The following is an 18,197-nucleotide window of genomic DNA, read 5'->3' on the forward strand; positions in this document are numbered from 1 at the left end:
CCGGCAAGCCGGCTCCCACAGAGGTCCGTCTAGGTTGCAGAACCGTGTTTGTGCCCCGATGCCAAGTAGCCCGCCGCACACTTGAGCGCAACCCCCAGCACAACCGCTACCCCCGCACTGACGAATATCGTCTCGCGCCCCGCGCTCTGCTGCTGCACTGCCACGAACGCAGGCGCCAATGCTGCCGCGCCCATCTGCAGAATACTCACCCAGGGTGTCAGTGTGCCTTTGGGGTCGTTGGTGGCTATTGCCCCCATGTAATACGTCAGCGCCAGCACCCAGCCAAAGTTCATCAGGAACAACGCCCCGCACAGCTGCTCTGCATCATGGGAATAGCGCGCCAGCAGCACGATCGACAGCAGCACCAGCAACGAGCCGAAACCGATCATCGGCCCCCGGCTTACCCGTGCCCCCAGCAGGCTCGGCAGCGCGCCGCCAGGCAGGCCACCGAGTATCCCCAAGCCGAAGGCCCAGCCTACATCCACCGGCCCGATCCCACGCTCACGCGCCAGTTGGTCGACAAACCCCCAGATGCAATAAATGGCCAGCTGCAGGCATAGCATCCCCAGCAACGCATAGCGCCCCAGCAGTGCCGAGCCGCCAGCGCACTGTGCCAGTTGCTGCGGCGCCTGGTGATGCAGCCGGGAGGGGATCACCAGCGCAGCTACGCCGATCAACACAAACCAAAAGCCCATGGAGGCGATCGCCCCGCGGTTGCCAATCAGCGCTGCCAACTGCGGCATGCACGTGGCGTACAGCGCGAACACTGCTGTCTGGATCAGCAGCGACAGCCCGTACGAGCGATCCTGCCCGGGCATGCGCCCCAGCCCACTGATCGCCCCTGCGTACAACAGCCCTGCGGCCATGCCGCAGGCCAGGCGGCAGACGATCAGCGCCGTTAGCGAATCCAGCGCGCCGCTCAGCAGGTTCAGTGCGCCAGCCACCAGTGCGGCGGCAAGGTACAGGCCACGGCCAGGGAACCGCCGCCCCAGCACAGGCAGCAGCAAGCTGCCCAGCAAGGTGCCGGCCATTTCGACGGAAAGAATCCAGCCTTGCTGGCTTAGGTTCAGGTTCAGCCGTTCGCTCACCAAGCCGATGAAGATCGGTTGCACGCCAATGATGATCAGCGCCGTGGCGGCGATGTAAATCAGGGCGGCACGCAGAAGCAGGGTGTTTTTATTGTTGTGCATTGGAAGGGTCCCGGGTGCAGCAAGGTGTGCGGCCCGCAGGCCGCGGCGGTCAGGTCAGGCGTGGGGGAGGGTGCCTGCGTCGTGGGTAATGCGGCCGTTCATCAGCGTCAGTGCCACCTCGGTCTTGCCGATCTGGTAGCGGTCCAGCTCGAACAAGTCCTGCTCGAGGATGATGATGTCTGCCCGCTTGCCTTCGGTGATCGAGCCGATCTCCTTTTCCAGGCCCAGTTGATACGCACCGTTGAGGGTATAGGCGGCAATCAGCTGCGGAATGCTCAGGCGTTCGTCGGCATCGGGCATCACCGGCGCACCGGGCTCGCCGCTGAGCTGGCGGGTGTGGCCCGACTCGATATGCTCAACGGGTTTGTGCTGGCAGCGGCACTGGCACACCAGCCCGTCCATGCCGATGGACACGGTCACGCCCTGGTCGATGAAGCTGCGGAACTTGTACATCGAGGCCCAGCGCTTGAAACCGTACGATTGCTGAATGGCCTCGGCATAGGCATCGACCACGCCCCATTGCAGCTGGGTGTTGGCCATGACACCGATGCGGCGAAAGCGCGGGATGTCGTCGGGGTGAGTGAGGAAGGCGTGGGTGATGACGTGGCGGCGCTCGCGCGGCGGGTTGCAGGCGAAAGTGCGCTCGAACACGTCCAGGGCCATGCGCACGGCGGCATCACCCACCGCGTGCACCATCACGTCGATGCCGTTGGCGTCGGCGTTGCGCACATGGTCTTCGAACACGGCTTGCGGCATGGTCGTCGAGCCGCAGCTGTGCGGTTTGTCGCAGTAAGGTTCCAGCAGGTAGGCGGTGTGGTTCAGCTCGGTGCCATCGAGCATCAGCTTGAGGGTCTGTGCCTTGACCAGCGGCGAGGCATAGCGGGCGCGCAGGTCCTGCAGGCAGGCAACCGGGTCATCCTCGGTGCCCATGTTGATGTAACTGCCCACCACGCGCAGTTTCAGGCGCTGCTCGCGCTCCAGTTGCTGCAGGGTTTCGTAGAGCAGGGCTTGGTCGCCGGCGGGGTCGAGAAAGCCTGCATCGAACACGGTGGTGATGCCAGCCGCTACCAGCTTTTCTTGCCAGAACGGGATGGAGCGCAGGTACAGGTCGATGCCTGTGGGCAGGTAACCGGCTTCGCTCAGGCGCTGCATCAGCAACGAATAGGCAGCGCAATCGATGATGATGCCGGTGGGCTCGCCCGTTACCGGGTCTTTCTCGAACCAGCTGGCGCCTTCTTCAACTGGCGGGGTGTCGCGGTCGATGCCGGCGGCTTTCAGGGCGAAGGTGTTGACCCACATGGTGTGGTAATCGGTGGACAACAGGCACACCGGCTTGTCCGGGCAGATTTCGTCCAGCACTTCGCGGCGCAGCCATTCGGCGGGCATCAGCGGCTGGATCCAGCCCATGCCGGTGATGGCCTTCTCGGTCGGGTTGGCCCCGACATAACGCTTGAGCAGGGCCAGCACTTCGCGCGGGTCTTCATGGTTGACCAGCGCCTGGAAAGCGAAGGCGGTGCTCGAGAAGTGCCAGTGCGACTCGACGAAGCCCGGCAGCACCAGCTTGCCGTCGGCATCTACCAGCCGCGTGGCGGGGCCGGCGTGGGCCATGACGCTGGCGTGGTCACCCACGCAGACGATGCGTTCACCGTGCACCGCCACGGCGTTGGCCCAAGGCCGGTGCGGGTCGACGGTGTAGATGCGGGCGTTATGGATGATGAGGTCTGCAGCGGTGCTCATGGCGGCTCCCTGGGTCAAAATGCCGCGCTAGTTTTGCGTCGATAAAAAGTTTTAGTCAATAAAATATTTTTACGAATATGGCGATGTTGTATGCTGGCCATCCCGACCGGTTCGGTTCGACAAAGGTAGTGACGTGAGCGGATTACGCGAACAGCAAAAGGCCCAGCGCCGGGAAACCATCAGCCGTACTGCGCTTGGCCTGTTCGAGGCGCAGGGCTACCAGACCACCACCATGGAACAGATCGCCCGCCTGGCAGCGGTGTCGGTGCCCACGGTGTTTGCCTACTTCGGCAGCAAGCAGGAGATCCTCCTGGAAAAGCTGCGCGAAGCCGACCACCGCGCCGTCACCCAGGCCCGCCGCCGCTTGCCCGAGTTCGAGGATGCGCTGGATGCCTTGTGCTGTTACGAGGAGCACCTCACCGACTATGCGTTCGCGGTGCTACCTGCACCGCTGTGGCGCGAGATGCTGCCGCCCTTGTTGCCGCTGCTGGGCGGTGAGCAGCGCGATCTGCCTGCAGCCTACAAGCGGGTCAACGACGCGCTGGTCGATGAGCTGAAGCATTTGCTGCAAGACCTGTGCGACAGCGGCAAGCTACGGGCGGACCTGGATGTGGGCTATGCCGCGTTCCTGATCAACGACTACGGGCATCTGCAGCTGCTGCGCCTGTGCAACTGCCAGACGCTGGACATGCCCTCGCACCGCGCGCAGGTGCGCAGGTTCATGGCCATGCTGCTGGCCGGCATGCGTGGTTGAGGGCACCTTCATGGCACTGACGCTACGGCTTGCGCAGGTTACCGACCTCCCTTCGATCTACCTGGGCGAGCAGGACTACATCCGCACGTGGGAGCCTGCTCACGAAGCGGCTTGGCAGAACGATCTGCACCGCCACCTGACGCGTTGGGTGGCGCATTTCGAGCGGCTCACCGTGGCATTGATCGACGAGCAATTCGCCGGTTACTCGCTATGGGCACCCACCGAGCACCAGGCCGAGTTGTACACCATCAACGTCAGCCCCAGGTATCGGCGAAGCGGCATTGGCCGGGCGCTGCTGGCGCGCTACAGCGCCGATGCCGCGCAGTCGGGGTTCAGCCGCCTGGTGCTCAGTGTCCGCGAAGACAACCCCGCAAGGCTGATGTACGAACAGTCTGGCTTCGCCTGCACAGGCACCGACCGCCATGGCTACCTGCGTTTCGAAAAAGCAACCCCGGCGCAGGTGTAGACTGTCGTCCCCCTCTTCGAGAGCCTGCTCATGTACGGCTATACCTTGTTGACGCCCCAGCCGGCCGATGTCGATGCGCTGCTGGATTTCCTGCCGCTACTGTATCCAGGCGGGGTACCTATCAAGACCTACACCGTAGAGGGCAACAACACTTGGCCGACCTATGCGGCTGTGGTTGACGACTTTTATCGCGAAGCGGGCAAGGCATGCTGGACCCAATCCGATTATCGGCGCGGTGGCACTGAAGGCCTGCTGAGCAACCCGTCTGCCATCGAGCAGGCCAGCCTGGCCGAGATCCAGCGCATGCTGACCTACTGCGTGAGGGGCGAGCGCTTTTGCGATGGGCACTGGGGGGCAATGATCGAGCAGGGCCACGTGTTGCACATACTGAATCGACTGAAGCGCCTGAGCGAACGTCTGTAAACCCGCGTCTCGGCGGCGGCCAGTGCCTGACGGTATCCAGGCACAAACCTCTTGGATTTGAGTGCCTGCGTAAAATAGAATCACTAGCATTTACGCCATTGCAGGGTATTCCCATGAGCGACGCCGCGACGCCCCCGGAGCACAGCCTGCCCGCCCTGTACCGTGATCACCGTGGCTGGCTGGAAGCCTGGCTGCGCCGGCGCATGGGCAATGCCTGGGATGCGGCCGACCTGAGCCAGGACACCTTCCTCAAAGTGCTGGCCAGCGCCCAGCCGCTGGCAGAAATCCGCGAACCGCGCGCCTACTTGCTGACGGTAGGCAAGCGCCTGCTGAGCAACTTCCACAAGCGTCGCAGCCTGGAGCAGGCCTACCTGGACGCCTTGGCGCAACTCCCCGAACACAGCCTGCCGTCGCCGGAGCAGCGCTGGATACTGCTGGAAACCCTGCAAGCAATCGAGGAGTTGCTCGATGGCCTCAAGGCCCCGGTACGCAAGGCGTTCCTTTGGAGCCAGCTGGAAGGCCTGACCTACCGCGAAATTGCCGAGCGCCTAGACATTTGCGAACGCACCGTAAAACGCTACATGGCGCAGGCCTACGAGCACTGCCTGCTGGCGCAGCTGTAATGGCTGCGCCTTGCGTAGAGGCCCGCGAAGTGGTGCGTGCCGCAGCGCGCTGGCTGGCGCTGCTGGAGTCGGGCGATGCCACTGAGGGCGACCTCCAGCGCCTGGCGCAATGGCGCGCCAGCAGCAGCCTTAACGAAAGCGCCTGGCAAAAAGCCCAGTTGCTGCGCCAGCGCTTCGCTCAGCTGCCGGGCGAACTGGCAATGGCGACGCTGGACCGCCCGGATGCCGGGCGCCGTGCCCTGCTCAAGCAGGCGCTTGGGGTGGCCGCAGTGGTCCCGGCCGCCTGGTTGCTTGGCCGGCAGGTGCCGTTGGAGGCGTGGGCTGCCGACGTGCACACTGCTGTGGGTGAGCGCAGGCGATTGCTGTTGAGCGATGGCACCGCCTTGCAGTTGAACACCGACAGTGCAGTCAACATCGATCTGGCTGCACGAAGGCTGACGCTGGTACGCGGCGAGGTTGCTATCACGGTTCCCACCGGCGTCAGCATGATGGTGCAGGTGCCCTTTGGCCGCGTTGCCGTCAGCGCTGGCGAGGCCTGTATTCGCCTGTTCGATCAGGCCTGCCAGGTTGCGGTGATCCACGGCACGGCCAGCTTGCAACCGCTGCGCGGGGCAGCCTTGGCGTTGCAGGCAGGGCAGCAGGCCAGCCTGCAAGCCACAGGCGTTGGCACTGTAACGGTGCTGGATGATCTGCTGCTGGGCTGGCGTGACGGTGTGCTAAGGCTGGACGACCGGCCATTGGGCGACCTGCTGCGCGAATTGCGCAGGTACCGCGCCGGTGTGCTGCGTTGGCAACCGGCGCTGGAAACCCTGCGCGTTACCGGCACCTTCCGCCTCGACGACACCGACCGCGTGCTGGCATTGCTGGCTGCCAGCCTGCCACTGGAGGTGCATGCACGTACCCGTTACTGGGTTACGCTGGCGGCGCGAGAAAATCGCGCGTGAGGCTGTCCCCTTTTTCCTACTCGCCGGTCATCAGCAGTAGGAAACAATAACGGGAGCCTCGTTCGATGCCTGCAGTACTGCCTTGCCGCCCACGCCCATGGATGCACCTGGGGTTCACCCTGAGCCTGCTGTTGAGCTCACCCGCCTGGGCCGATGACCTTGCCCGGCGCGCCTACCAAGTGCCCGCGGGCAGCCTGGGCGCCGCATTAACCCGCTTTGCCGACCAGGCAGGTGTTAGCCTCTCGCTGGACCCGGCGTTGCTCAACGGCCGGCAGAGTCAGGGGCTGTCTGGCAGCTACAGCGTGGCCGAAGGCTTCCTGCAGTTATTGCAGGGCAGTGGCCTGCAACTGCAGCAGGTAGGCGAGGGCGCTTACACCCTGGTACCTGCACCGCAGGGCGCCGATGCGCTGGAACTCGCGCCCACCAGCATCGTGGGGGGAGCTGTGGCTGGCGGCGACGCTCAGCCCTATGCCGGCGGCCAGGTGGCACGCCGAGGCGCGCAAGGCCTGCTCGGTTCGCGCGACTTCATGGACACGCCGTTCAGCATCACCACCTACACCAGCGAACTGGTGAAGAACCAGCAGGCGCGCACCCTGGGCGACCTGATTGCCAGCGACCCGTCGGTGCGCGCCACCAACCCGGCAGGTGGGCGTTTCGAGCAGTTCACCATTCGCGGCTTCAGCCTGTTCAACAGCGATGTGGCCTACAACGGCCTGTACGGCATCCTGCCGACGTATTCCATCGACATGGAAATGGCCGACCGGGTCGACATCATCAAAGGCCCGAGCCAGCTGATCAATGGCATCTCGCCCCGTGGCAGCGTGGGCGGCGGCATCAACGTGGTGCCCAAGCGCGCGGGCGAGACGGCCATCACCGAGTTCACCGGCAGCTATGCCTCGAACAGCCAGGCGGGCGGCGCGGTGGATATTGGCCGGCGCTTTGGCGAAGGCGACCGGTTCGGCGTGCGCTTCAACGGGGTGAAGCAGGCGGGCGATACCGAGTGGGACCACCAGCGCGTCGAGCGCGAAATGGCCGTGCTAGGCCTGGACTTTCGCGGTGAGCGCCTGCGCCTTTCGGCCGACCTTGGCCACACCGAACGCGACACCGATGCGCCGCAGGAACGGGTGCTGGTCAGCGCTAATGCCAAGGTCCCGACCGCCGACGACGTGCGCCACAACTACGCCCAGGCCTGGAGCCAGGCGCGCACCAACGACACCTTTGGTGCGCTGAATGCCGAGTACGACATCAGCGATTCATTGCTGGCGTATGGTGCGGTCGGTGCGCGAAAGAGCAACCATGATTTCCTGCGGCATAACGTATCGATCATCAACGATGCCGGCGACTTCACCGTGCAGCCGCGTGACTTCACCCGCGATGAATCGGTGCGCACCGCCATGGCCGGGCTGCGCAACTGGTTCCGCACCGGCCCGGTCAGCCATGAGCTGAACCTGTCGGCCAGCTACTTCTACATGGACTTCGAAAACGGCGGCGCGCGCTATGCCTCCGCGCCCAGCAACCTCTACAACCCGGTCGCGACACCCACGCCAGGCACGCCCACGCGCATCGACCCCAAGGTGTACACGGAAAACCGTTTCAGCGGGCTGGCGCTGGCCGACACCCTTGGGTTTTTCGACGACCGCCTATTGCTGACACTCGGAGCCCGCTGGCAGCGGGTGCAGGTAGATGACTGGAGCGACGGCGTCAAAGGTGACACCGCTTATGACGAGGAGAAGGTTTCGCCTTCGGGCGGTGCGCTGCTCAAGGTGACCGACCAGCTGTCGCTGTACGCCAACTACATGGAGGGCCTGAGCCAGGGCAAGATCGCCCCGTCGACCTCGGTCAACGAAGACCAGATCTTCCCGCCGTTCACCAGCCGCCAGGTCGAGGTCGGGGCCAAGTACGACCTGGGCCGCGTCGCCTTCACCGCCAGCGCCTTTCGCATTCGCCAGCCCGCCTACGAGACCAACGCCCAGTCACGGGTGTTCGGCCCCAACGGCAAGCGCGACAACCGCGGCATCGAGCTCAGCGTATTCGGCGAACCCCTCAGCGGCGTTCGCCTGCTGGGTGGGGTGATGTATATCGACAGCGAGCTGACCAACACCGTGGGCGGCACCTTTGACGGCAACCGTGCACCGGCGACGCCTGAGTACAACGTCAACCTTGGCGCCGAATGGGATGTACCCGGGCTGGCCGGGCTGACCTTGACCGCGCGCGGCATTCACTCCAGCTCGCAGTTCCTTGACCAGGGCAACAGCAAGCAGATTGACAGCTGGGAGCGCTTCGACCTTGGCGCGCGGTATGCCTTCAAGGTCGATGCCACCCAGGTCACCTTGCGTGCCAGTGTCGAGAACGTACTGGATGAACGCTACTGGGCCTCGGCCGGGGCGTCGGATGACAGCGAGCCGGGGCTGACGCTGTCCACGCCCCGGACCTGGCTGCTGTCGGCGACCCTGGGCTTTTGACCTGAAAGCGGTCGCAATCACCCGCGCCTTGTCTGGCACTGCGCAGATACCGGTTTTACGACTGCTGCGCAGCCGATCGCAGGCAAGCCAGCTCCTACAGGGCAAAGCCCACGGCCGTACCGCTGCGTCCGTGCAGCACAAACCCGCGACCTGGCTGCTGTCGGCGATCCTGGGCTTTTGACCAAAGTCTGAAAGCGATCGCAATCCCTGTAGGAGCTGGCTTGCCTGCGATCGGCTGCGAAGCAGTCGTAAATGCTGCATCCGCATAACGTCTGGCACAACGCAGATACCGGTTTTACGACTGCTACGCAGCCGATCGCAGGCAAGCCAGCTCCTACAGACAAACCCTAAGGCGTACCATTGCGTCCGTGCAGCACAAACCCTGGCCGGTCCGTCAGGCGCTTGAAATATTCACTGACCGCCGGCAACGGCGGGTGCTCGAAGGGCGTTTCGAACCAGCGGTTGACCGACAGCCCGATGGGGATGTCCGCCAGGGTGAAGCGGTCCCCGGCGACGTAGGCGCCGGTCGCGGTCAATTGCTGGTCGAGGATGCCCATGTACCGCGACCAGTCTGCGCACCCTGCGGCGAGCGCCTGGGCGTCCTGATGCGCAGGCGAATGCCGTACCAGCGACATGAACGCGTAGCTCCAGGACCGGTTCAGGTCCGAGGCCTGCCAGTCGATCCACTGATCCACACGGGCCCTGGCTTTCGCCTCGGTCGGGTACACCGCCGCATCGCCATAACGCGTGGCCAGGTAGCGGATGATGGTGTTGGATTCCCACAGCGTGAAGTCGCCGTCCTGAATCACCGGGACCATGGCGTTGGGGTTCAACGCCAGGAACTGCGGGGCGTCGGTCGCTTGGAAGCCCGTGCCCCAGTCTTCGCGTTCAAAAGGGATATCGAATTCGCTGCAGGCCCACAGGACCTTGCGCACGTTGATGGAAGACGCCCTGCCCAATATCCGTAACATGCTGTCAGTCCTTTACCGGGAAGCGCCGATCGTCAACCACGGCCCTTCCTCGGTCAAGCGCAAAAACAGCGGTCAGTAACGCACCTCCACCCCCACGTACGCCCCGACCCCGTCGCCCGGCCAGAAGGCCGCCGTGTCCTGCCCGCCTGCGTTGTACACCGGCGTGATGGCCGTCACATAGGCCTTGTTGGCGAGGTTCTTCAGGTCCAGCGAGACCTTCCAGTTACCCTTGGGCGCTTCATAGCCCAGGTTCGCCCCCCAGATGGTGTAGGACGGCGCGTACAGGCTGTTGGCGTAGTCCGCTGCGGTGCGCGACGCCGACTGCACATTCACCCCGGTGTACCAGCCACTGTGGTCCTGGTATTGCAGCTCGCCTTGGTAGATATGCTTGGGCACGCCCGGTAGCTGGTTGTCGCCGAAATTTTCGTCGTGGCGGTAGTAGAAGTCGTTGTAGGTGTACACCTGGCGCCAGCGCACCAGGTCGCCCTGGCCGTTTTCCCACAGGCGCGTACTAAGGCCGGCCTCGACGCCCTGGTGGATGGTCGGCGAGGCATTGAACGCGCCAGTGACCGCTGCGGCGGTGGAGGTGGCGGGGATGATCTGCACGTTCAGCAGCTCGTCGTGGATCCACGAGCGGTACAGCGCCAGGCTACCGTCGAAGATGCCATGCGAGCCCTTGATGCCGACCTCGAAGGTGTTGGCCTTCTGTTCGACCAGCGGGCGGATGTACGGCAGGGCAGGGCCGGAGCCGGAGTATTCCCACGAGGCAGGTGGGTCGATGCTGCGGCTGAAGTTGGTGAACAGCTGCAGGTTGGGGCTGAACTCGTAGCGCAGGCCGATACGTGGGGCCACGCTCCAGTTGTCGTAGTCCACGTGCTGCGGGAAGGCCGTGGTGTTGGGGTTGACCGCGTGGTCGATGTCGACCTTGCGCCGCACGTTGACGAACGACACGCCGCTGGTAAGCCACAGGTTGTCGACCAGGTTGAGGTCGTTGCCCAGCGCGATCACCCGGTCGAACGAGTCCTTGTAGTCGACTTTCTTCAGCGACACCTTGTCGTCGTTGGCCGAGTTCACCCCGCCACGCAGGTGCTGGGTGGAGGTGAAGGCGATGTTGCTGCGGCTTTCATGGCCGAACAGGGTATCGACGCGGTCGTAGCCCAGCAGCAGGCCGAGGTCGTGCCAGTCCCAGTAGCTGGGGTTGCTCGGGCTGCGCGGGCTGTTGGTGTGGCGGTAGTCGTGGTACGACAGGCCAACGGTCAGGCGGGCGTCATCGTCGAAGGTGTAGGTGGTCTTGCTGCCCAGCCAGATACTGCCCGGGCGGCGCGCACCGGCACCGCTGCTTTCGGCGGTGGCGCTGGCACGGCGGCTGTGGTGCAGGGCGCCATCGAGCGTGGTGGCGCTGGGGTCGTTGTGGCTTTCGTCGCGGTAGCGCAGCAGCAGGCGGGTTTCCAGTTTCGGGCTGAAGCGGTAACCGGCGTTGGCAACGATGCCCGAGCTCTTCGACAAGCTGTAGTCGCGGTAGCCTTCGTTGCGGTAATTGTCGGCTTGCAGGTAGTAGTCCAGGTCGCCTTCGACACCGCCGTAGCTGATGCTTTGCTTCTGGTAGTGGTAGCTGCCGGCCTCGGCGCGCACGCGCAGGCCGGGGGCGCTGTAGCCGCTGTGGTTGACGAAGTTCACCGCGCCGCCCAGGGTCAGCGCGCCGTACTGGAAGGCGTTGGCGCCACGCAGTATCTCGGTGTAGTTGACACCGCTGGTGTTGAGGAACTCGTAGGGCGTACCGCCCGGGCCGGTCAGCGGCAGGCCGTCGAAGAGGAACTTGATGCCCTCGCGAAAGTAACCCGGCGAGGTGTTGGCACCCGAGCCGCGGATCGAGATTTTCGCCGCATCGTTGCCGCCGGTGGACTGTACGAACACACCGGGCTGGTAGGCAAGGGTGTCCTGCAGGGTGGCGGTGCGGCCCTTGGCGACTTCTTCGCTGTCGACCACGCTGGTGCCGCCGGGCACTTCGGCCAGTGCGCTGGCGGCCTGTTGCACTTCGGTCTGCTTGTTGCCCTGCACGGTCACCGTGCCCAGGGCCTGGTCAGCCGCCAGTACCGTGACCGGGGCCAGCAGGGCCGTGGCCACGGTGGCCAGGGCGGCCTGGCGGATGGCCAGGCGCAGTGGATGGGGTTGAATCGCACGCATCGTCGTATTCCTTGAAAGTCATCGTAGGTCCTCGGCGTTCTATGGGAATAGTCAGGCCTGTCGCAAAGTGCAGGAGCAGTTTTTGTGCCAGATGGCAAAGTGCCGGAAGTTGTGGGGTTGGTCGGTTGTTGCAAATAACCCAGTGAACAAAACAACAAGTTTTGTTGCGCGGATGTTGGCGGTTGAACAGTTGTTGTTATATGCAAATTACCAAATCAAAGCCTCGCCCCAGAGGGGCTGCATCACTGCTGATGTTCGCTCTGCAACAGGCAATGAACAGTTTGTGTGGCATCACAACTTGCCACCCTGAAAAAGCCCAGCAAATAGGCGGCAAAAGGCTGGCACGACTACTGCAATACCCTTTGCAAAGCAGTTTGGCGATCTTCGCAACCGTCGCGAATATCAGCCTTATATATAAAGGGAGTATGTGCAGTGCGTGCGAAAGTTCGACCCTACAGTCACTCGCTGGCCACGGCCGCCAGCCTGCCGGTGTTGCTGACGCTGCTCTGCCCAGCCGTGGTAGCCGAGGCGGCGGAGTCTACCCTGCAAACCGTGACGGTCACCGGCGCAGCGGCCACCGGCGCGCAGCAGAACCAGAAGCGCCTGCAGAAGGTTGCCGGCAACACGGCGGTGGTCGACAACCGCCAGGTCGAACAAGGCCGTGCGGCCAACGCCGAGGACGTACTGGCGATGCAACCGGGCGTGTTCGCCCAAGGCACCAGCGGTACTGCAGCGAACAAGATCTCCATCCGCGGCTCGGGCCTGAACACCTTCTACCAAGGCTATGTATTGGGTACCAAGTTCCTCTTCGACGGCCTGCCGATCACCGGCCCCGGCGGTACGCAGGAAGACTTCCTCGACATGCAGGCGGTGGACTACACCGAAGTGCTCTACGGCGCCAACGCCTACGAATACGCTGCGTTGTCGCTGGGCGGGGCGATCAACATGGTCAGCAAGACCGGGCGCACCGACCCGGGCAACTACGCCCGCTTCGAGGTGGGCAGCTACGGCTACCGCAAGCAGCAGTTGAGCACCGGGGGCGTGGTCGGCGACAGCGACTACTACATCAACGTGCTGCACAACGAACGCGACGGCTACCAGGACCATGCCAGCAACGAGGGCCGTGGCCTCGCCGCCAACTTCGGCCACGTGTTCAGCCCCAAGCTTCAGACGCGGTTGTTCGTCAAATACCGTGAAGAGCAGTTGATCAATGGCAACACCCTGACACGCCAGCAGCTCAAGCACGACCCGCGCAGCAACGTCGCACCCACCGGCCGGCGCAAGGACGGCACCACCTTCGTCGGCAACAACACCACCTACACCTTCGATGACGGTAACCAGCTCGAAGTGGGCGCTGCGTACAACAACTACCCGCTGCTCAACGGCTGGCGCTACGCCGTGGCGCCGCAGGACTGGCGGTCCAAGGACATCAGCCTGAGCCTGCGCTACCTGCGCACCGGTGACCGCTTTCTCGGCCTGCCCAGCACCAGCAGCATCATCTTCAGCAACACCCGCGCATACCTCGCCGACGTGAAGGCCCATAGCCGCGCCACGGGCGCGAAAATTCAGGAAACCAACTACACCGGCTCACGCGACACCGTGCTGACCTTTGCCAACGAACTGCAACTGGCGGACGACCTGTGGCTGTCGTCCGGGCTGTCGTTCATCAATATCCGCCGCAAGGCCGAAATCGAAGGCACCACCCTCGCAACGGCCAACCCCAGCAACTTCCCCACCCGTGTCGAGTACGTAGAGAACGACCTGGCCCCGCGCCTGGGCCTGCGCTACCAGATCAACCCCGACTTCACCGTGTTCAGCAACGTCAGCCGCAGCATCGACCCGCCCGTAACCTGGCAGCTGGGCTCCACCAGCAACCCGTTCCTGTACGACGTGCGGCCGCAGAAGGCGACCACGTTCGAGGTGGGTGTGCGTGGCAGCCACGGTATCTTCGACGGCAGCCTGACGCTGTACCGCTCGTGGGTGCAAAAGGAGCTGCTGACCGTGGTGGTGCGCCAGGCCTCCGCCACTCAGGACCAGCTCACCGCCACCTCCAACGCCAGCCCGACCATTCACCAGGGCATCGAAGCCGGGCTCAACGCCTTGCTCTGGGCTGGCGCCAACGGCGATACCCTGGACCTGCGCCAGGCCTACACGCTCAACGACTTCCACTACCGCCACGACGACACCTTCGGCGGCAACGAACTGCCCAGCCTGCCGCGTCAGGTGTACCAGGCCGAGCTGGCCTACCGCCAGGCCAGCGGCTTCTACGCCTCGCTCAACCTGCGCACCGCCAGCAGCTATTACATCGACTACGCCAACACCTGGCAGGCACCGTCATACGTGTTGTGGGGCGCCAAGGTCGGTTACCAGGCGCCGAGCAAGCGGTGGGAGGTGTTCGCCGACCTGCGCAACCTCACCGACGAGCGCTACGCCAGCGCGGCCAACACCGCCTACAACGCCAATGGCGGTGACTCGGCCAACTTCTACCCGGGGGACGCCTTTTCGGTGACCACTGGCGTGGCGTTCCGATTCTGATGCGCGCGCCGCTGCAGCACCTCATCCCACTGGCCGGCGCGCTGTTGCTGGCCGCTTGCTCGCCGCCCACGCCACCGGACACCGCCAGCACCCTCAAGGGTGAAACGGTGCGCGACGAGGGCGGTGTACTGCGCTACGCGCCGGGTGATTTTGTCGAACAGCAGCCGGGCCGGCGCGGCGGCACCTTGCGCGTGTCTGCCGCAGGCGACGCTGGCAGCTTCGACATACATGCGCTGTCCCACGGCAACATTGCCTGGATGGGCCGGGTATTGTTCGACTGCCTGGTCTACCAGACCGAAGACGGCACCCTGACGCCGTGGCTGGCAAAAAGCTGGGACATCAGCGCCGATGGCCTGACTTACACCTTTCACCTACGCGACGACGTCACCTTCAGCGACGGCGAGCGCTTCAATGCCGAAGCGGTACGGGTCAACCTCGAACACATGCGCGACCCGAAGACCAAGTCGCCGCTGGCTGCCGCCTATATCGCGCCGTACCTGAAGGGCCGCGTGGTCGATGAGTTCACCTTCGAGGCCACCTTGCGCGAGCCCTATGCGCCGTTCCTCGATGTGCTGTCGCAAGGCTGGCTGGGGATGATCTCGCCGCGGCAAATCCTCGAGGCGCCCGCGACCATCGCCAGCAAACCCATCGGCAGCGGCCCGTTCGTGCTCACCCGTTGGGTGCGTGTGCAGGGTGCCACCTTCGAGCGCCGCCGTGGCTACAACTGGGCGCCGCCCGCCACGCACCACCAGGGCGAGGCCTACCTTGACCGCATAGAGCTGAGCTACGTGCCCGAAGCCATGATCCGCTACACCTCGCTGGAGGCCGGCGACAGCGACATGGCCCTGGATGCACCGGCGCAAAATGCCGAGGCAATCCGCGCCAACCCGGGCCTGGTGTTGCGCAGCCGCATCCGCAAAGGTATCCCGTTTCGCAGCATCACCTTCAATGTCGAGCGCGCGCCGTTCGATGACGTGCGCGTGCGTCAGGCCGTGGCCAAGGCTATCGACCGCCAGGGCTTGGCGTGGATTTCCGGTTTTGGCGAATACCTGGCCAACGACGGCTTCCTGGCCGTCAACACACCCGGCTACGACCCGACGGCCCAGGCGGCACTGGCGTTTGACCCGGCAGCGGCCAACCGCCTGCTCGATGCTGCCGGCTGGACCGGCCGAGATGACCAAGGCTTTCGTACCCGCAACGGCCAACGCCTGGCCGCGACCCTGCTGACCTACGACAACCCGGCATTCCCCGCCAACGTCGCCGTCGCCACCCAGGCCGACCTGCGCAAGGTCGGTTTCGACCTGGACATCCAGTTGCTGCCCATCACCCGGGTTTCCGAGCTGCGCTATGCCGGCGACTTCGATGCGCTCGGCGGTGGCTACTGGCACACCAACACCGCCGATGGGCTGTACATCCTCTACCACAGCCAGTCGATCCCGAGCGCCCGCATGCTTGGGCAGAACGTTGGGCATTTCCGCGATGCGCAGGTTGACCAGCTGCTGGGCGAGGCCCGCGGCAGCACCGACCCGGCGCGCCGCCAGCAGCTGTACCGCGAGGCCCAGCAACGCCTTGCCCAGACCATGCCGTCGGTGCCCTCGGTGGAGGCGCAGATGCTGCTGGCCTACCGCAAGGCCGTCGGCGGTGTGCTGTTCGACGGTTCGCACAACGTTCCCCTGTTCACCGGCGTGTGGCTGGCCAAGGAGCAACCATGAAACTGCTGCCAACCCTGCTGCGCCGCTTGCGTGACGGCGTGATCGTGCTGTGGGCTGCCGCCACGCTGACCTTCATCGCCGTGCAGCAGAGTGCCGGCGATACCGCACTGGCCATCCTCGGTGGGCCGGACGCCATGCCCACGCCAGCGATGCTCGCCCAGGTGCGTGCCGATTACGGCCTCGATGAACCGCTGTGGGTGCAATACGGCCGCTACCTGGCGCGGCTGGCGCAGGGCGACCTGGGCGAGTCGTACCGCTTGCGCATCCCGGTCAGCCAGGCCATCGGCGAGCAGGTCGGTGCAACCTTGGCCCTGGCCAGCACCGCGGCGCTGCTGGCGGTGCTGTTGGCGCTGGTGTCGGCACTGCTCACCGCCAACCGCGGCCGGCGCCTGCGCGCGCTGGTGTCGGGTGTGGAGCTGGTGCTGTCGTCGACCCCCAACTTCGTCATCGGCACCTTGCTGCTGCTGGCCTTCGCCTTCTACTTCCACGTGCTGCCGCCCTCTGGTTCGAGCGGTTGGCGCTCGCTGGTGCTGCCGACCCTGGCCCTGGCGTTGCCGATTGCCGCGGTGCTGGCCCAGGTGCTGCGCCAGTCGCTGGAGCAGGTGCTGGAGCAACCCTTCATCACCCAGGCCCGGGCGCGCGGCATGTCCGACACCGCCGTACGCCTGCGCCATGCCCTGCGCCACGCGCTGGTGCCGCTGGTAACCCTGGCCGGCTACGTGCTCGCCAGCCTGCTGGGCGGCGCGGTGGTGCTGGAACTGCTGTTCGGCCGCCAGGGCATCGGCCGGCTGATGCTCGAAGCCACCGGCAACAAGGACGTGCCCCTGGTACTGGGCGTGACCCTGCTGGCGGCAGCCATCTACGTGCTGGTGAACCTGCTGGTGGACCTGCTGACCCAGGCCATCGACCCGCGCACCGCGCGCCGCTGAATTCAACAGAAAGGAACCTTCATGAGTCAAACACCCCTTACCGACGCCGAACTGGATGCACGCTTCGCGCCTGTGTATGCCCGCATCGCCGAGGGCGCTGTGGAACGTGAGCAGCAGCGCACCCTGGCCTTCGAGCCCGTCGCCTGGTTACGCGCGGCGGGCCTGGGGGCCTTGCGTGTGCCGCGCAGCCACGGTGGCCTCGGTGCCAGCCTGCCGCAGTTGCTGCGCCAGCTGGTGCGCCTGGGCCAGGCCGATTCCAACCTGCCGCAGATCTTCCGTGCCCACTTCGGCTTCGTCGAAGGGCGCCTGGCGTCCAACGATGCCGCCTCGCAGGACTACTGGTTCGCCCGCGTGGCAGCCGGTGAGCTGTGGGGCGCGGCCATGGCCGAACGCACCGACAGCACCGGCAATACCGTGCAGCTCAGCGACGCTGACGACGGCTACCGCCTGGACGGCGAGAAGTACTACTGCACCGGCACCCTGTACGCCGACTGGGTGGCAGCGGTTGCCAACCATGGCGATGATTTCGTCAGCCTGGCGGTGCCCACCCGTGCTGCGGGGGTGGAGCGGGCCGATGACTGGGACGGGTTCGGCCAGCGCCTGACCGGCAGCGGCACCACGCGCTTTACCCAGGTGGCGGTGCAACCGCAGCACCTGCTGCGGCGCTTCGCCAAGGGCGAACTGCGCGCCGAATCCTACCTCACGGCGTTCTACCAGGCTGTGCACCTGGCCACCCTGGCCGGCATCGGCCGCGCCGTGTTGGCCGATGCCGTGGCCTTCGTTCAGGGCCGCACCCGTGCCTTCGGCGTGCCGGGCCAGTCGCAGCCGGCCGATGACCCACTGGTGCAAGCGGTGATCGGGCGCCTGGCAAGCCTGGCCTTCGCCGCCGAAGCGCAGGTGACGGCGGTGGGCCAGAGCCTGCAGGCCGTGTTCGAAGCCGGGCAGGCGGGCGAGGTGCCGGAGCAGCTGTACACCGATGCCGAGATCCACACCTTCCAGGCTCAGCAAATCGTGCTGCCGCAGGTGCTGCAGGCCAGCACCTTGCTGTTTGAAGTTGGCGGCGCTTCGGCCACCAGCAATGCCCGGCGCCTCGACCGCCACTGGCGCAACGCCCGCACCCTGGCCTCGCACAACCCGGCCATCTACCGCGAGCAGGCCTTGGGCAACTACTACCTCAACGGCATCAGCCCGGCCCAGGCCTGGCGTGCCCGCCAGGCCGCCGCCAGCGAAGGGCAGGGCAGCGGCGACGAAGCCAGCGCGGTCTGAA

General features: G+C 65.1%; 14 protein-coding genes. 10 read left to right on the plus strand and 4 right to left on the minus strand.

Annotated features, from left to right (window positions below):
* Positions 1-29: 29 nt before the first annotated feature.
* Complete coding sequence (locus tag ACFY68_RS11205) at positions 30-1,190, minus strand: MFS transporter (protein WP_387526852.1); 1,161 nt, start codon at positions 1,188-1,190, stop codon at positions 30-32.
* A gap of 54 nt (positions 1,191-1,244) precedes the next feature.
* Positions 1,245-2,927, minus strand: a complete 1,683-nt coding sequence (locus ACFY68_RS11210) for an amidohydrolase (protein ID WP_387526855.1) — start codon at positions 2,925-2,927, stop codon at positions 1,245-1,247.
* A 133-nt stretch (positions 2,928-3,060) separates the two neighbouring features.
* On the opposite strand from ACFY68_RS11210, the gene ACFY68_RS11215 reads away from it, so the two are divergent.
* The 6 genes from ACFY68_RS11215 to ACFY68_RS11240 all read left to right on the plus strand — a co-directional run bounded on the left by ACFY68_RS11215 (position 3,061) and on the right by ACFY68_RS11240 (position 8,599).
* Positions 3,061-3,681, plus strand: a complete 621-nt coding sequence (locus ACFY68_RS11215) for a helix-turn-helix domain-containing protein (protein ID WP_346612237.1) — start codon at positions 3,061-3,063, stop codon at positions 3,679-3,681.
* Between the two features lie 10 nt (positions 3,682-3,691).
* Positions 3,692-4,147 (plus strand): GNAT family N-acetyltransferase, encoded by a 456-nt coding sequence (locus tag ACFY68_RS11220; RefSeq protein WP_387526859.1) that lies wholly within the window; start codon positions 3,692-3,694, stop codon positions 4,145-4,147.
* Positions 4,148-4,177: 30 nt separating this feature from the next.
* Positions 4,178-4,570 (plus strand): DUF6508 domain-containing protein, encoded by a 393-nt coding sequence (locus ACFY68_RS11225; RefSeq protein ID WP_387526861.1) that lies wholly within the window; start codon positions 4,178-4,180, stop codon positions 4,568-4,570.
* A 113-nt stretch (positions 4,571-4,683) separates the two neighbouring features.
* Positions 4,684-5,193 carry a sigma-70 family RNA polymerase sigma factor gene (locus ACFY68_RS11230; RefSeq protein WP_387526864.1) on the plus strand — a complete coding sequence of 170 codons (510 nt, stop codon included), beginning with the start codon at positions 4,684-4,686 and terminating at the stop codon, positions 5,191-5,193.
* Complete coding sequence (locus ACFY68_RS11235) at positions 5,193-6,137, plus strand: FecR domain-containing protein (protein ID WP_387526867.1); 945 nt, start codon at positions 5,193-5,195, stop codon at positions 6,135-6,137. Before ACFY68_RS11230 ends, ACFY68_RS11235 begins: the two co-directional genes overlap by 1 nt.
* Positions 6,138-6,202: 65 nt before the next feature.
* On the plus strand, positions 6,203-8,599 hold the full coding sequence (locus ACFY68_RS11240; RefSeq protein WP_387526870.1) for a TonB-dependent siderophore receptor: 2,397 nt from the start codon (positions 6,203-6,205) through the stop codon (positions 8,597-8,599).
* Positions 8,600-8,946: 347 nt separating this feature from the next.
* On the opposite strand, the gene ACFY68_RS11245 is transcribed toward ACFY68_RS11240, so the two are convergent.
* Both ACFY68_RS11245 and ACFY68_RS11250 read right to left on the minus strand, forming a co-directional pair.
* Positions 8,947-9,570 (minus strand): glutathione S-transferase family protein, encoded by a 624-nt coding sequence (locus tag ACFY68_RS11245; RefSeq protein ID WP_387526873.1) that lies wholly within the window; start codon positions 9,568-9,570, stop codon positions 8,947-8,949.
* Between the two features lie 72 nt (positions 9,571-9,642).
* On the minus strand, positions 9,643-11,754 hold the full coding sequence (locus ACFY68_RS11250) for a TonB-dependent receptor family protein (protein WP_387526876.1): 2,112 nt from the start codon (positions 11,752-11,754) through the stop codon (positions 9,643-9,645).
* A 432-nt stretch (positions 11,755-12,186) separates the two neighbouring features.
* Here ACFY68_RS11250 and ACFY68_RS11255 point away from each other — a divergent pair, with 432 nt between their 5' ends.
* From ACFY68_RS11255 to ACFY68_RS11270, 4 genes are read left to right on the plus strand one after another with little or no spacing between them, the layout of a single operon-like run.
* Positions 12,187-14,289, plus strand: a complete 2,103-nt coding sequence (locus tag ACFY68_RS11255; protein ID WP_387526879.1) for a TonB-dependent receptor family protein — start codon at positions 12,187-12,189, stop codon at positions 14,287-14,289.
* On the plus strand, positions 14,289-16,001 hold the full coding sequence (locus ACFY68_RS11260; RefSeq protein WP_387526882.1) for an ABC transporter substrate-binding protein: 1,713 nt from the start codon (positions 14,289-14,291) through the stop codon (positions 15,999-16,001). Before ACFY68_RS11255 ends, ACFY68_RS11260 begins: the two co-directional genes overlap by 1 nt.
* A complete protein-coding gene (locus ACFY68_RS11265) occupies positions 15,998-16,930 on the plus strand; it encodes an ABC transporter permease (RefSeq protein ID WP_387526885.1) in 933 nt (310 codons plus the stop codon). The genes ACFY68_RS11260 and ACFY68_RS11265 overlap by 4 nt, the downstream gene beginning before the upstream one ends.
* A 21-nt stretch (positions 16,931-16,951) precedes the next feature.
* Positions 16,952-18,196 (plus strand): acyl-CoA dehydrogenase family protein, encoded by a 1,245-nt coding sequence (locus ACFY68_RS11270; protein ID WP_387526888.1) that lies wholly within the window; start codon positions 16,952-16,954, stop codon positions 18,194-18,196.
* The last annotated feature ends 1 nt before the right edge of the window (position 18,197 follow it).

The organism is Pseudomonas sp. NPDC012596 (assembly GCF_042902325.1).
GTDB lineage: Bacteria > Pseudomonadota > Gammaproteobacteria > Pseudomonadales > Pseudomonadaceae > Aquipseudomonas.

What these genes read in the sequence shown, in the direction of transcription:
- ACFY68_RS11265 (WP_387526885.1), top strand. Translation starts at nt 15,998, where the DNA reads ATGAAACTGCTGCCAACCCTGCTGCGCCGCTTGCGTGACGGCGTGATC.
- ACFY68_RS11250 (WP_387526876.1), bottom strand. Translation starts at nt 11,754, where the DNA reads ATGCGTGCGATTCAACCCCATCCACTGCGCCTGGCCATCCGCCAGGCC.
- ACFY68_RS11260 (WP_387526882.1), top strand. Translation starts at nt 14,289, where the DNA reads ATGCGCGCGCCGCTGCAGCACCTCATCCCACTGGCCGGCGCGCTGTTG.
- ACFY68_RS11210 (WP_387526855.1), bottom strand. Translation starts at nt 2,927, where the DNA reads ATGAGCACCGCTGCAGACCTCATCATCCATAACGCCCGCATCTACACC.
- ACFY68_RS11245 (WP_387526873.1), bottom strand. Translation starts at nt 9,570, where the DNA reads ATGTTACGGATATTGGGCAGGGCGTCTTCCATCAACGTGCGCAAGGTC.
- ACFY68_RS11235 (WP_387526867.1), top strand. Translation starts at nt 5,193, where the DNA reads ATGGCTGCGCCTTGCGTAGAGGCCCGCGAAGTGGTGCGTGCCGCAGCG.
- ACFY68_RS11205 (WP_387526852.1), bottom strand. Translation starts at nt 1,190, where the DNA reads ATGCACAACAATAAAAACACCCTGCTTCTGCGTGCCGCCCTGATTTAC.
- ACFY68_RS11240 (WP_387526870.1), top strand. Translation starts at nt 6,203, where the DNA reads ATGCCTGCAGTACTGCCTTGCCGCCCACGCCCATGGATGCACCTGGGG.
- ACFY68_RS11230 (WP_387526864.1), top strand. Translation starts at nt 4,684, where the DNA reads ATGAGCGACGCCGCGACGCCCCCGGAGCACAGCCTGCCCGCCCTGTAC.
- ACFY68_RS11270 (WP_387526888.1), top strand. Translation starts at nt 16,952, where the DNA reads ATGAGTCAAACACCCCTTACCGACGCCGAACTGGATGCACGCTTCGCG.
- ACFY68_RS11220 (WP_387526859.1), top strand. Translation starts at nt 3,692, where the DNA reads ATGGCACTGACGCTACGGCTTGCGCAGGTTACCGACCTCCCTTCGATC.
- ACFY68_RS11225 (WP_387526861.1), top strand. Translation starts at nt 4,178, where the DNA reads ATGTACGGCTATACCTTGTTGACGCCCCAGCCGGCCGATGTCGATGCG.